Annotated in this window: 12 protein-coding genes; 6 read left to right on the plus strand and 6 right to left on the minus strand. The window is 73.5% G+C overall.

Annotated features, from left to right (window positions below; translation table 11 throughout):
• Positions 1-19: 19 nt before the first annotated feature.
• The 4 genes from ACGH7X_RS07020 to ACGH7X_RS07035 form a co-directional block, all read right to left on the minus strand.
• Positions 20-1213, minus strand: coding sequence for a glycosyltransferase (locus ACGH7X_RS07020; protein WP_399882684.1), 1194 nt, complete (start codon positions 1211-1213; stop codon positions 20-22).
• A complete protein-coding gene (locus tag ACGH7X_RS07025; protein ID WP_399882686.1) occupies positions 1210-2337 on the minus strand; it encodes a glycosyltransferase family 4 protein in 1128 nt (375 codons plus the stop codon). The genes ACGH7X_RS07020 and ACGH7X_RS07025 overlap by 4 nt, the downstream gene beginning before the upstream one ends.
• Before the next feature lie 328 nt (positions 2338-2665).
• On the minus strand, positions 2666-4084 hold the full coding sequence (locus tag ACGH7X_RS07030; protein WP_399882688.1) for a HEAT repeat domain-containing protein: 1419 nt from the start codon (positions 4082-4084) through the stop codon (positions 2666-2668).
• A 332-nt stretch (positions 4085-4416) separates the two neighbouring features.
• Complete coding sequence (locus ACGH7X_RS07035; protein WP_399882690.1) at positions 4417-4809, minus strand: ankyrin repeat domain-containing protein; 393 nt, start codon at positions 4807-4809, stop codon at positions 4417-4419.
• 201 nt (positions 4810-5010) lie between these two features.
• On the opposite strand from ACGH7X_RS07035, the gene ACGH7X_RS07040 reads away from it, so the two are divergent.
• Positions 5011-5205 (plus strand): hypothetical protein, encoded by a 195-nt coding sequence (locus tag ACGH7X_RS07040; RefSeq protein ID WP_115741101.1) that lies wholly within the window; start codon positions 5011-5013, stop codon positions 5203-5205.
• Positions 5206-5258: 53 nt separating this feature from the next.
• Positions 5259-7085, plus strand: a complete 1827-nt coding sequence (locus ACGH7X_RS07045) for a hypothetical protein (RefSeq protein ID WP_399882692.1) — start codon at positions 5259-5261, stop codon at positions 7083-7085.
• 79 nt (positions 7086-7164) lie between these two features.
• Here the strand turns inward: ACGH7X_RS07045 and ACGH7X_RS07050 are convergent, their stop codons facing one another.
• Positions 7165-8664, minus strand: coding sequence for a PLP-dependent aminotransferase family protein (locus tag ACGH7X_RS07050; RefSeq protein ID WP_399882694.1), 1500 nt, complete (start codon positions 8662-8664; stop codon positions 7165-7167).
• A gap of 98 nt (positions 8665-8762) precedes the next feature.
• Here ACGH7X_RS07050 and ACGH7X_RS07055 point away from each other — a divergent pair, with 98 nt between their 5' ends.
• From ACGH7X_RS07055 to ACGH7X_RS07070, 4 genes are all read left to right on the plus strand, one after another.
• Complete coding sequence (locus tag ACGH7X_RS07055; RefSeq protein ID WP_399896829.1) at positions 8763-9422, plus strand: YitT family protein; 660 nt, start codon at positions 8763-8765, stop codon at positions 9420-9422.
• Positions 9419-10186: a glycerophosphodiester phosphodiesterase gene (locus ACGH7X_RS07060; RefSeq protein WP_399882696.1), complete on the plus strand. Its 768-nt coding sequence runs from the start codon at positions 9419-9421 to the stop codon at positions 10184-10186. Before ACGH7X_RS07055 ends, ACGH7X_RS07060 begins: the two co-directional genes overlap by 4 nt.
• A 54-nt stretch (positions 10187-10240) precedes the next feature.
• The gene (locus tag ACGH7X_RS07065; RefSeq protein WP_399882698.1) at positions 10241-11596 is read left to right on the plus strand and encodes an MFS transporter; all 1356 of its coding nucleotides are present in this window, start codon (positions 10241-10243) and stop codon (positions 11594-11596) included.
• Between the two features lie 277 nt (positions 11597-11873).
• Entirely contained in the window at positions 11874-12248 is a 375-nt protein-coding gene (locus ACGH7X_RS07070) for an RNA polymerase-binding protein RbpA (protein ID WP_003977404.1), read from the plus strand.
• Positions 12249-12374: 126 nt separating this feature from the next.
• Here ACGH7X_RS07070 and fxsA read toward each other — a convergent pair whose 3' ends face one another.
• A complete protein-coding gene (gene fxsA / locus ACGH7X_RS07075; RefSeq protein WP_399882700.1) occupies positions 12375-12947 on the minus strand; it encodes an FxsA family membrane protein in 573 nt (190 codons plus the stop codon).
• Between the last annotated feature and the right edge of the window lie 13 nt (positions 12948-12960).

The raw sequence follows: 12960 nt of genomic DNA on the forward strand, positions 1-12960 counted from the left end.
GCCACGAAGCGGACGCGTCTCACGACACGCCCTCCGGCTCCCGCGTCGGCTCCGGCCCCGGCCCCGGCCCCGGCAGCACGGGACGCGACGGAAGCGTCGCGTCGTGGGCCGCCAGGAACCCCCGGACCGCCGCGTCCCAGCCGAAGCACTCCGCACGCGCGCGTGCCGCCTCCCGCCGGTGCGCCTCCCGGCGGTCCAGGAGCAGCTCCACGGCGTCCGCGAAGGCGTCCCCGTGGTCGGCGGCGACGGCCCCGGCGGAGCCGATCACCTCCGGGAGCGCCGAGGACGCGCTGACCACCACGGGCGTGCCGCACGCCATCGCCTCCAGCGCGGCCAGTCCGAACGTCTCGGCCGGCCCGGGAGCCAGGCACACGTCGGCGGACGCCTGGAGCGCGCCGAGCAGCCCGGCGTCACGGACGTGGCCGAGGAACGTCACCGGTAGCCCCCGTTCCCGCGCCCGCTGTTCGAGCCGCGGCCGCAGTGGCCCGTCCCCGGCCACCACCAGCACCGCGCGTCCACCGCGCCCCCGGAGCGCCGCCAGCGCGTCGAGCGCGGTGCCGGGCCGCTTCTCCACGGACAGCCGGGAGCACATGACGAGCAGGGTCTCGTCCAGGCTCGCGTACCGGTCCCGCAGCCCGGGGTCGCGCAACGCGGGGTGCCGCCCGGCCAGGTCGACGCCCAGCGGAGCCCGTACGACGTTGCGGGCGCCGATGCGGACGAACTCCCGCTCGGCGAACTCCGTGGTGCACACCACGCGCGCGTAGGTGTGCGCCGTACGGACGTTGAGCGCGTCGGCGGTGCGCCGGGCCGCGCCCTCGGGCAGACCCCACGTGCGCAGCACGCCGTCGGTGGTCTCGTGGGAGACCATCACGGCCGGGACCCTGGCCCGCCTGGCCCACCTGCCGGTCCAGCGCAGGGTGGTGCGGTCGGACACCTCCAGGCGGTCGGGTCCCAGATCCTCGAGCAGGGCGGCCACGCGCCGCCGGTCGGTCAGGACGCGGTAGCCGCCGGTGCCCGGCAGCAGCGGTCCCGGAAGGGTGATCACCCGGCCCTGTCCGGTCTCCCGGTCGTCGGCATACCGGCCGGGGACGACGAGGACGGGTTCGTGTCCGGCCGCCCGGTACCCCCTGCCCAGCTCGCGCAGCGCGGTGCGCAGGCCGCCGGAGGCCGGTGCGACGAAGTTGGCGAGCCGGACGATGCGCAGCGCGCTCATGCCGCCAGCACCGCCTTCCGGGAGGCGAGCACGTCCGTGTAGTGCCCGATCAGCCGGTCGCCGACGGCCGCCCAGGTGCGCCCCTCGACGGTGGCCCGCCCGGCAGCGCCGTAGGCGGCCCGCAGCACGGGGTCCGCGGACAGGGACCACACGGCGTCCCGTACGGCGGCGGCGTCGCGCGGCGGCACGAGCAGTCCGGTGCGCCCGTGGGCCACGAGGTCCAGCGGGCCTCCCGCCGCGGGCGCGACGACGGGCACGCCGCTCGCCATGGCCTCCTGAACGGTCTGGCAGAACGTCTCGAAGGGGCCGGTGTGCACGAAGACGTCTAGTGCGGCGAAGATCCGGGCGAGGTCGTCGCCGGTACGGCGGCCGAGGAAGACGGCGCCCGGCAGCGCCTGCTCCAGGCCGGGCCGGCTGGGCCCGTCGCCGACGACCGCGACGCGCACGCCGTCCAGGCCGCACACGCCGGACAGCAGCTCCACCTGCTTCTCCGGGGCGAGCCGCCCGACGTAGCCGACGAGCAGCTCGCCGTCCGGGGCGAGTTCGCGGCGCAGCGCCTCGTCCCGCAGGCCGGGCCGGAACCGGACGGTGTCCACGCCGCGCGGCCACAGGCTGACCCGGGGCACGCCGTGCGCCTCGAGGTCGCGCAGTGCCGCGCTGGAGGGGGCGAGGGTGAGGTCGGCGGCGCCGTGCACGGAGCGGATGCGCCGCCAGGCGGCCGCCTCGCCCGCCCCCATGTACGTACGGGCGTATCCGGCGAGGTCGGTCTGGTAGACGGCCACGGCGGGGACCCCGAGGCGCGCGGCGGCGGCCATGCCCCGGACGCCGAGGACGAAGGGTCCGGCCAGGTGGACGAGGTCGGCGCGGTGTTCGGCGATCGCGGCGGCCACGCGCCGGCTGGGCAGGGCGACGCGGACCTGCGGGTAGCCGGGGAGCGGGAGGGAGGGGATCCGGACGACGGGGCACGGAGCGGACGCGTCCGCGTCGTTGCCGGCGGCGGTGGCCGGTGCGACGACGACGCAGTCGTGACCGCGGCCGACGAGGTGCCGGGCGGTCTGGAGCGCGCAGTGGGCGACGCCGTTCACATCGGGGGGAAAGGATTCGGTCACGATGACGACACGCATACCCGTGTTGTCGCCGGACTGGACGTGCTCGCGTCAACGTCGATCTTTCCGGCCGAGGAACGTCCCGTGAGCGTTGCTCTGCTCCTCGGGCCCGTCGGACCACGGCCACGCCCGCCTGCACCGCGGTCCATCCGGCGTTCACACGGAGCGGCGGCCGTGGGCGAGGGTGCGGCCGCCCGAGCCGGATCGCGCCGCCCGCGTCACGACGGGCGGACGCGCGGCCGGCCGGCCCGCCGACGCCGGGCGGCGACCCGTCGGCACCCGTCGGCACCCGTCGGGCAGGATCCGCGCTCACCCGTCCGTGCCGGGCCGCCGGGCCCCGTGTCTCTCACACGGCGGGCGCGTCCGGTCCGAAGCGGCTGCGTACCGCCGTCTGGACCTCGTCCTCCTCGGCCGGGTCGGCGGCGAGCCTGCGCAGCCGTTCGACGACGCGGTTGTCACCGGTCTCGGCATGGCGCGCGGCGAGTTCGCGGGTGGTCTCCTCGCAGTCCCACAGGCATTCGATGGCGAGGCCCGCCGCGAAGGACGGATCGGTGGCGGCGAGCGCGCGGGCGGCCCGGCCGCGCAGGTGGGAGGAGGCGGTTTCGCGGTAGACGTGACGCAGTACGGGGGCGGCGCAGGCGATGCCGAGCCGTCCGGTGCCGTCGACGAGGGTCCACAGGGTCGGCGCGTCGGGGCCTTCCCCGCGTACCGCCTCCCGCAGCGCGGCGAGGACGAGGTCGCGGTCCTGGGCGGCGCCCCGGCAGGCGAGCACCCGCCCGGCGGCCGCGCCCAGGGCGTCGGGCCGGTGCACCCAGCCGCGCGCCCGGTCGACGGCGGCGAGACTGCGCATGCGCTCGAACGCGGCGACGGCGGCTTCCACGACCGGCGTCGAGCCCGTGGCCACGGCGACCTCGACGAGGTCGAGGACGGCCGGGTCGTTGCCGTCCGCCAGATAGCGCAGGGCGGTGCAGCGGGCGCCCTCGGTGCCGGACCGCGCGGCCTCGACGATCTCGGGTCGGTCCTCTGGTCCCGCGACGGCCGTGAGGCAGCGGGCGGCGGGCACATGGAGCGGTGTGCCGCGCTCCAGTCCCTGCTCGGCCCACTCGAACACGGCCCGCACGCTCCACCCCGGACGCGGTCCGGTGGAGTTCATCTGCCGCTGCCAGCGGTCGAAACAGCCCGTCTCCTGGGCGGCACGCACGCGCGTGGCGATCGATTCGCGGGGATCGTCGGCCCACAGGCGCCAGGGCCGGGGTTCGAAGGCGTCCCGCACCGCGACGGCCAGCTCGGCCTCGCCCTCGGCATCGCGCGGGAAACGGGCCAGGACGGGCGCGGCGAGGGCGCGCAGTCCGGCGTCGTCGTCGCGCAGCGCCAGCTCGTCCAGGGCCCACGCCCAGTTGACGCCGTGGGCGGCGTACCTGCGCAACAGCTGGAGCGCGTCGAGCCTGCCGTAGGAGGCGAGGTGGCCGAGGACCGCGAGGGCCAGCCCGGTGCGCGACTCGTCGGCGTCCAGGACGTCCTCGGGGTCGAAGAGGTGGGCCTCGACCGCGTCCAGCTCGCCGTTCAGGTCGAGGTAGAGGCGGGCGTAGTAGAGGGAGCGGTTCTCGACCTGCCAGTCGTGGCGGGGGTCGTGGAGCACGCAGTGGTTCAGAGCCGCGAGCGCTTCGGCTCGCGGAGCGGTGAGCGCGTGCAGCGTGCCGTCGCCGCGACCCCGCTGAAGCAGGCCGAGCAGCGTACCGCTGGGCGCTATGACCGGATCGAACATGGGAAACAGCCTCACATCAAGCGTCGACGCAACCGGGGAACACGCGTTACCTGGCCGTGCGCCAACACGTCGGAGCGCCCGCCGTCTCTTGCTTGCTGAAGACCATGTTCCTGCCTCTCGTCGGTGGCCCTTGCGGGCCGTGTCACGGCCCGCGCGGTGCGGCAACATCTGCCCAGCCATCACGTCCGTGAACCACGTCGTCATGATGACCCGGCGGTCACATCTGCCGCGACCGAAATTTCGGCGGCCCTGTACCGCCTCCCCCGTTTTCAGTGTTTTCCCTGGTCAGAAATTGTGGAGTGGACCCGGACAAGGTCCGCTCCGGCGTCCCGTCACTGGGCGCCGAACAGCTCCAGCAGGTCCGTCCGCGCGAACATCCGCGCCGTGTCGACGGCCGACGGGGTGCCCGCGGCCGGGTCCGCGCCCGCCTCCAGAAGCGCCCTGGTCACTTCCGTCTCACCCTTGAAGGCGGCCCCGGCGAGCGGGGTCTGACCCCGGTCGTTGACGCGGTCGGCGTCGGCGCCACGGGCGAGCAGCGCGCGCACGGCGTCGGCGTGGCCGTGATAGGCGGCGAGCATGACGAGGGAGTCTCCGCGGTCGTTGGTGAGGTCCGCCGGAACGCCGGCGTCCACGTAGGCCACCAGGTCCTCGGTCCGCCCCTGCCGGGCCAGATCGAAGATCTTGGTCGCCAGCTCCACGACCTCGGGGTCGGGGGCTTCACTCATCGGCCGGACCACCTCTCACTACGAACGTTGCGCGAATCGCCAGGGTACTGGCTCGCGGGGCACTCAACCGGACCAACGACCGCTGAGCCACCTGGGGTAATTCCGCGTAATTTCGCCCATTTGCACCTTTTATCGTATGGATACATGCTGTGAGCCTGGAAGTACTCATGGTGACTGTCCCCGTGAACCAGGAGAACTCACATGATCCTCTCGATCTCAGGCGTGGTCCTGCTCGGCATCGTCGTCTTCATCTTCTTCCGCAAGGACGGCCTCAAGGCCTCCCACCTGCTGGTCGCCGTCCTCTTCGGGTTCTATCTCGCGAGCACGGCCATCGCCCCGAGCATCAAGGCAGGCGGCGAGAGCCTGGCGGGCCTCCTCGGCGGAATCAAGTTCTGACGGCCCGCCCACCCCGCCCGACATCCGCACGTACGCACTTCCAGGAGGCAGCAGTGGCCCGGCGGCCCCTCCCCCGCATTCTGAGCAACGGCGGCGCACAGCTCGCCCGGAGCCGGGAGCTGGCCCGGACGGCGGCCGACAGCGCCACCGACGTCCTCCAGCCGCTGATCACGATCGCCCGCGGTCTGCGCCGACTGGCCGCGGCCGCGCGGCGCAGATGGGCCGAGACCCCCAAGGACCGGCGCGGCGCGCTGCTGTTCCTGGTGGCCTCGGTGGTCCTGGTCGTGGCACTCGTGCCGTACGGCCCGCTGCTCGCCGTCATCGTCCTGATGGCGGCGGCAGCCTGGCAGGGCAGGGACCGCGCCGCGCCGGTGCCCGACGGCCCCGACGACACCCAGACCAAGCGCCTGCAGTCGCTCTACGAGGCGCTGGTGCCGTACTTCTCGATCGCCGAGGACCCCGACCCCCTGTACGTCCACGGCGGCACGTGGGAGAAGGCGTTCCCGGCGTACGAGTTCGACGACACCGGCCGCTTCGCCCACCTGGTGATCCGCTACCCCGCGTACTTCACCGACGGGGAGGCCGAGTCCCGGGCCCGGATCGAGCACCTGCTCACCGCGAAGTCCGGCCGGGGCCGGGAGTACCACTTCACGTGGGACGAGGAGGCCAACCACCTCTCCGTCGACGTGCTCACGGCGCTGCCCACCGACATCGCCGCCCAGCGCTTCGTGACGGCACCCGGCGAGACCGTCCTCGGCTTCACCGACCCGACCCGGGTCCAGCGCACCCTCCCGCTCACCCACGGCGAGGAGCGGCGGGACGTTCCGCCGGTCGTCTGGCGCACCGGCGTCCGCTCGACCGAGCCGCACCTGCTGGTCCTGGGGCAGCCCGGCACCGGCACGTCCACCCTGTTGCGCTCGGTCGCCCTCCAGGCGCTGCACCACGGCGACCTGCTGATCGTCGACGGCGGCGGCACCGGCGAGTACGCCTGCCTGGTCGGCCGGGACGGCGTCCTGGCCGTGGAGTGCGGCCTCACCGGGGCGCTGACCAGCCTGGAGTGGGCGGCCGCCGAGACGGAACGGCGGCTGATCGCTGTCAACCGGGCCCGTCAGGAGGGCCTGGCGGCGCCGGACGACACCCGGCGGCCCCTGTGGGTCTTCGTGGACCGTCCCACCGCGTTCACGCACCTCGCCACCTCTGACGGCCGCCGGGACCCGCAGTCCCTGCTCCAGGTCCCGCTGCGGCACGGCCGGGCCGCGCACGTGACCGTGGTCGTCGCCGACCAGCTGGACGCCCTGGACGGCCTCACCGACGCCGTACGGCAGCACACGCGCGCGCGTGTCGTCCTCGGCCCGGCCACGGCAGACGAGCTGACCGCCGTGCTGGGCGCTCCCCCGCACACCACGCCGGTCGACCAGGTTCCGCCCGGCCGGGGGTACGCCCGCCTGGGCACCGGTCCGGTGCACCGTCTCCAGGTCCCCGCCACTCCGGACCCCTACGACGACGCGACGAGCGGCGCCCAGCGGCAGGCGGTGCTCGATCTGCTCCCGCCGCGCACGACACCGGCGGACGGGGAACGGGCCCCGATCCCCGCGGAAGCGGAGGCGGAAGCGGAAGCGGAGGCCGAGTCAGCGGCGGCGGCCGAGCCGAAGGCCGGGGCCGAGGCGAAGGCCAAGACCGTCTCCATCGTGAAGAAGGACGCGCCGGCCGAGACCGCCACCGAGCCGGAAGAAGCCATGGCGGACGCCGGGCCCACGCCGGTGGCGGTGGACCTCGGGCCGGCGCCGGTCGCGGTGGAGACCGCGACGCCGGACGCGCCGGCCGAACCGGCACCTGCGGAGCCGGTCGCGGTCAAGGCGGTCGCGGCGGAGAGCTCCTGACGGGCCGGCCGGGGCGGCGCGACCCACCGCTGTGCCCCGGCCACGCCCCGGTCTCACTCGCCGCTCGCCGCTCGCGCGGCTACGCCACGAACGTCCGCGGCGCCTCGCCGCCGCCGACGCCCCCCTTCTCCACCAGCCGGGCCGCCGCGGCCAGCCGTACCGCCGCCTCCTCGGCCACCGCGCCGCCGACGGTGAACGGCAGCCGTACGTAGCCCTCGAAGGCGCCGTCGACCCCGAAGCGCGGCCCCGACGGGACGCGTACGCCCACCCGCTCCCCCGCTTCCGCCAGCCGGGAGCCGGACAGACCCCCGGTCCGCACCCACAGGGTGAGTCCGCCCCGGGGTACCTCGAACTCCCAGTCGGGCAGCTCCCGCCGTACCGCCGTCACCAGCTCGTCCCGGTTCTGCCTGGCCTGTTCGCGGCGCACCGTCACCGCCTGCTCCCAGCCGCCGGTGCTGAACAGCCAGTTCACGGCGAGCTGCTCCAGCACCGGGGTGCCCAGGTCGGCGTACGCCCGCGCGGCGACCAGGCTGCGGATCACGTCGGGCGCGGCACGGACCCAGCCGATGCGCATCCCGGCCCAGAAGGCCTTGCTCGCGGAGCCGACGGTGACGACGGTGGACCCGGCCGGGTCGAAGGCGCACACGGGGCGCGGCATCTCGACGTCGTCGTCCAGCCACAGCTCGCTCATCGTCTCGTCGGCAACGAGCACCGTCCCCGCCGACCGGGCCGCGTCCACCAGCCGCCGTCGCTGGTCGTCGTCGGCGAGGGCGCCGGTGGGGTTGTGGAAGTCGGCGACGACGTAGGCGATACGGGGCGCGGCGTCGCGCAGCACCTGGCGCCAGCGGTCCACGTCCCAGCCGGTGAGCCCCTCGGCCATCGCCACGGGCACCAGCCGGGCCCCGGCCTCGCGCATCAACTGGAGGATGTTGGCGTAGGACGGGGACTCCACGGCGATGCGCTCGCCGCGCCCTCCGAAGAGGTGGCAGATGGCGTCGATCGCGCCCATCGCCCCCGTGGTCACCATGATCTGCTCGGGCATGGTCGGGATGCCCCGCGCGGTGTAGCGCTCGGCGATCATCGCGCGCAGCGCGGGCAGCCCGGCCGGGTAGTCGCCGTGGGTGTGCGCGTACGGCGGCAGCTCCTCGAGGGCACCCCGCACCGCGCGGGTGAGCCAGGGCTCGGGGGCGGGCAGCGCCGCGCAGCCGAGGTCGATCACCGAGCCGAGGGCCTCGGGCGGCAGCGGCTCGAGACCGCGTGCCGGCAGCGGGTTTCCGGCCGGGACGGCGGTCCAGCTGCCCGCGCCCCGCCGGGACTCCAGGAAGCCCTCGGCACGCAGCGCCTCGTAGGCGGCGGCGACGGTGGTACGACTGACGGTCAGGGCGAGGGCCAGTTCGCGTTCGGCGGGCAGCCGGGCGGCGACCGGTACGCGGCCTTCCAGCACCAGCAGCCGGATGCCGTCGGCGAGCGCGCGGTAGGCCGGCGGGCGGCGGGTGCCGGGACCGGCAGGGCGGTCCTGCTGGGAGCCGAGCAGCCGGGCGAGCTGTCCCGCCCCCACGGCCGAGGTCCACTGCGCCATGGAAATCAGTCCACCTTCCCCGAATTGGCCATGGTTGACTCTGCTTCTCAAGCCACAGGGTGTCATGCAGCAGGCCACTACCACCACACAGGGGGCACATCTTGTCCAGGCAGTCCAGGCAACTCCCGCGGCGACTGACACAGCTCTACGGCGGTCTGGTGCTGTACGGCGCGAGTTCGGCCCTGCTGGTGAGGTCCGGGCTCGGTCTGGAGCCGTGGAACGTGCTGCACCAGGGGCTCGCGGAGCACACCGGCCTGTCGATGGGCGTGGTGCTCACCATCGTGGGCGCGGCGGTCCTGCTGCTGTGGATCCCGTTGCGCCAGCGGCCTGGCCTCGGCACGGTCTCCAACGTGCTGGTGATCGGCGCCGCGATGGACGCGACGCTGGGGGTGGTGCCCGACGCCCACGGCTGGACGCTGCGGATCGCCATGATGGTGGCGGGCATCGTCCTGAACGGCGCGGCGACCGGGCTGTACATCGCCGCACGGTTCGGACCGGGCCCGCGCGACGGCCTGATGACGGGGCTGAACCGGCGCACGGGACTCTCGGTGCGCCTGGTGCGGACCGCAGTCGAGATCACCGTCGTCGTGACCGGCTTCGCCCTCGGCGGCACGGTCGGCCTCGGCACCCTCCTCTACGCGGTGTCGATCGGCCCGCTGGCCCAGATGTTCCTGCGGATGTTCGCCGTGCCGTCGGCACCGGACGGCAGCACGGTGGTTGCCGCCGGTCAACCGGGGCGCGCGATACTGCGTCGGTGACCACGCCGATACGCCACCCCTACCTCGACCATCCCGGCCCGATCGCCTTCGCCCACCGGGGCGGAGCGGCGGACGGCCTGGAGAACACGCTGCGACAGTTCTGCCGCGCGGTCGAGGCGGGCTACCGGTACATCGAGACCGACGTGCACGCCACGCGGGACGGGAAACTCGTCGCCTTCCACGACGCGACCCTGGACCGGGTGACGGACGGCGCCGGGCGGATCGCCGACCTGCCGTGGGACAACGTGCGCCACGCGCGCGTGGCGGGCGAGGAACCGGTGCCGCTCTTCGAGGAGCTCCTGGAGACCTTCCCCGAGGTGCGCTGGAACATCGACGTGAAGGCGGAACCGGCGCTGCGGCCCCTCCTGGAGCTGATCGAGCGAAGAAACGCCTGGGACCGCATCTGCGTCGGCTCGTTCTCCGAGGCGCGTGTGGTCCGCGCCCAGCGGCTGGCCGGCCCGCGCCTGGCCACCTCGTACGGCACCCGTGGCGTCCTGGGTCTGCGGCTGCGCTCGTGGGGCCTGCCCGCGGCGCCGCGCCGCACGGCGGTGGCGGCGCAGGTTCCTGAGGCCCAGTCGGGCATCCAGGTGGTGGACCGGCGCTTCGTACGCGCGGCCCACGCGCGCGGGCTGCAGGTGCACGTCTGGACGGTGAACGATCCGGACCGCATGCACCGGCTCCTCGACCTGGGAGTGGATGGCATCATGACCGATCACATCGACACACTGCGCAAGGTCATGGAGGACCGCGGCGTCTGGGTATGAGAGCCCGGCCGGGCCCCGGGGACGGTGCGCGTTCACGGGGAAGCGAGGGCACGGGTGGGCACCGACACCCTGCGGTCGGAGGCGGCCGACGGCGCCGACGGGGCCGCCGAACGACGGCGCGAGCAGCGCGGCTGGTACTTCTACGACTGGGCGTGCTCGGTCTACTCGACCAGCGTGCTCACCGTGTTCCTGGGGCCCTATCTGACGTCGGTCGCCGAGTCGGCGGCGGACGCGGACGGCTACGTCCATCCCCTGGGCATACCGGTGCGTGCCGGATCGTTCTTCGCGTACTCGGTGTCCCTGTCGGTGATCGTGGCGGTGCTGGTGATGCCCCTGGTGGGCGCCGCGGCCGACCGCTCCGGCCGCAAGAAGCCGCTGCTGGCCGCCGCCGCGTACACCGGCGCCGCGGCCACGACCGGCATGTTCTTCCTCGACGGCGACCGCTATCTGCTGGGCGGTGTGCTCCTGGTCGTCGCCAACGCGGCGCAGTCGGTGGCGATGATGCTCTACAACTCCTATCTGCCCCAGATCGCCCCGCCCGAGGAGCGCGACGCGGTCTCCTCCCGCGGCTGGGCCTTCGGCTACGCGGCCGGATCACTGGTCCTGGTCGTGAATCTGATCCTCTACACCGGCCACGACTCCTTCGGCCTGAGCGAGAGCGCCGCGGTCCGCGTCTGCCTGGCGTCCGCGGGGCTGTGGTGGGGCGCCTTCGCGCTCATTCCGCTGCGCCGTCTGCGTGATCGGCGCACGCCCGCGCGCGAGGCCGCGCTCCCCGGCTTCCGGCAGCTCGCGGCGACCGTCCGCGACATGCGCCGCCGCCCGCTGACGCTGTCCTTCCTGCTGGCCTACCTCGTCTACAACGACGGCATCCAGACGGTGATCTCCCAGGCGTCGGTCTACGGCTCCGAGGAACTGGACCTCGGGCAGTCCACGCTGATCGTGGCGGTGCTGCTGGTCCAGGTGCTGGCGGTGGCGGGCGCACTGGCGCTCGGCCGGCTGGCCCGGACGTACGGGGCCAAGCGAACGATCCTCGGCTCGCTGATCGCCTGGACCGTGACCCTCGCGGCCGGGTACTTCCTTCCCGCCGGAGCGCCGGTGTGGTTCTTCGTACTGGCCGCCGGGATCGGGCTCGTCCTGGGCGGCAGCCAGGCCCTCTCCCGCTCCCTGTTCTCCCACCTGGTCCCGCCCGGCAAGGAGGCCGAGTACTTCTCGGCGTACGAGCTGAGCGACCGCGGGATGAGCTGGCTGGGGCCGTTGCTCTTCGGGCTCACCTACCAGCTGACCGGGAGCTACCGGGACGCGATCATCTCGCTGGTGGCGTTCTTCGTCATCGGTTTCGTGCTGCTCGCGCGGGTCCCGGTGCGGCGGGCGATCGGCGACGCGGGCAATCCGGTACCCGAAAGGATTTAGCACTCGGCGCGAAAGGGCTGTAGTGTACGCGTTTGGCCTGCCAGGCGTACCGTTACTGCGCGTCAAAGGTGCCGAAACGCTATGCCACATCTGCTAGCAGAGGTGACAAACCGGACGTCGGCGGGTACTGCACTGGTTGCAAGGCTGCGGCTGCGACGGCGACGCAGGACCCGGATCGGGAGTCGGGACGGGAATCTTTACCGCCGCCCGGACGTTGACCGGATGACGACGACAGCGACACCTGTCCTGTGGGCGACAAGCCCGGGAGGCACGATTCATGAGTGAGCGAGCTCTTCGCGGCACGCGCCTCGTGGTGACCAGCTACGAGACGGACCGCGGCATCGACCTGGCCCCGCGCCAGGCCGTGGAGTACGCATGCGAGAAGGGGCATCGATTCGAGATGCCCTTCTCGGTCGAGGCGGAGATCCCGCCGGAGTGGGAGTGCAAGGTCTGCGGGGCCCAGGCACTCCTTGTGGACGGCGACGGCCCTGAGGAGAAGAAGGCCAAGCCCGCGCGTACACACTGGGACATGCTGATGGAGCGACGCACCCGCGAGGAACTCGAAGAGGTCCTCGAGGAGCGGCTGGCCGTTCTGCGCTCCGGCGCGATGAACATCGCGGTTCATCCGCGAGACAGCCGCAAGAGTGCGTAGCGGGAAACCGTAGGCGACACAACCGAACACCGCGGGTGCCGTACGTGAGTCTCACGTACGGCACCCGCGGTTTTGGTGTGTCCGGACCCGACCCCGGCCCCGGACCGAGCCAGGAGGCTCAGCGGGTCAGCGGGTCAGCGGAGGGCGGGGGTCCTGCGGGGCGTCGTCCGGGTCGTCCCGGATGACCTCGCCCTGGACGACCTTGCCGTCCGGCTGGTGCATGCGGGCCTGACGGAAGGCGTCGCTCAGCGTGCCCGGACCGGCGTCGCGGAGCTTGCGCTCCACCGTCCGCTGCGCGTAGCGGCTGACGCCCTTCTGGACCGGCGGGAGCAGCATCAGCAGGCCGAGCGCGTCCGAGATCAGGCCGGGAAGTATCAGGAGCAGCCCGCCCAGCATCATCAGGCCGTTGCCCTCGCTGTTGGGGCGGGTCTCGGGGGGTGTGCCGGACTGCTGCTGCTGCAGTGTCTCCGTGAGGTTCCGGAAGGCCCGGCGGCCCGCCGCCTTGATGACCACGGAGCCGAGGACGACGCCGGCGACCAGGAGCAGGAAGACCACGAAGCCGCTGGACGCCCCCGCGACCACGATCAGCAGCCAGATCTCCAGCACGAGCCACAGGACGACGCCCAACGGAAGGAACGTGCGCAACCGGGAACGCGGAGGCCGGGCAGGGGACCTGGGGGTCTGGGCGCCAGTCGTCATACTCCCAGTGTGC

The organism is Streptomyces sp. BBFR51 (genome assembly GCF_044591655.1).
Lineage (GTDB): Bacteria > Actinomycetota > Actinomycetes > Streptomycetales > Streptomycetaceae > Streptomyces.

Coding starts and splice junctions, on each gene's coding strand:
- ACGH7X_RS07040 (WP_115741101.1), top strand. CDS start 5,011: ATGATCCTCTCGATCTCAGGCGTGGTCCTGCTCGGCATCGTCGTCTTC.
- ACGH7X_RS07020 (WP_399882684.1), bottom strand. CDS start 1,213: ATGAGCGCGCTGCGCATCGTCCGGCTCGCCAACTTCGTCGCACCGGCC.
- ACGH7X_RS07030 (WP_399882688.1), bottom strand. CDS start 4,084: ATGTTCGATCCGGTCATAGCGCCCAGCGGTACGCTGCTCGGCCTGCTT.
- ACGH7X_RS07025 (WP_399882686.1), bottom strand. CDS start 2,337: ATGCGTGTCGTCATCGTGACCGAATCCTTTCCCCCCGATGTGAACGGC.
- ACGH7X_RS07050 (WP_399882694.1), bottom strand. CDS start 8,664: ATGGCGCAGTGGACCTCGGCCGTGGGGGCGGGACAGCTCGCCCGGCTG.
- ACGH7X_RS07035 (WP_399882690.1), bottom strand. CDS start 4,809: ATGAGTGAAGCCCCCGACCCCGAGGTCGTGGAGCTGGCGACCAAGATC.
- fxsA (WP_399882700.1), bottom strand. CDS start 12,947: ATGACGACTGGCGCCCAGACCCCCAGGTCCCCTGCCCGGCCTCCGCGT.
- ACGH7X_RS07070 (WP_003977404.1), top strand. CDS start 11,874: ATGAGTGAGCGAGCTCTTCGCGGCACGCGCCTCGTGGTGACCAGCTAC.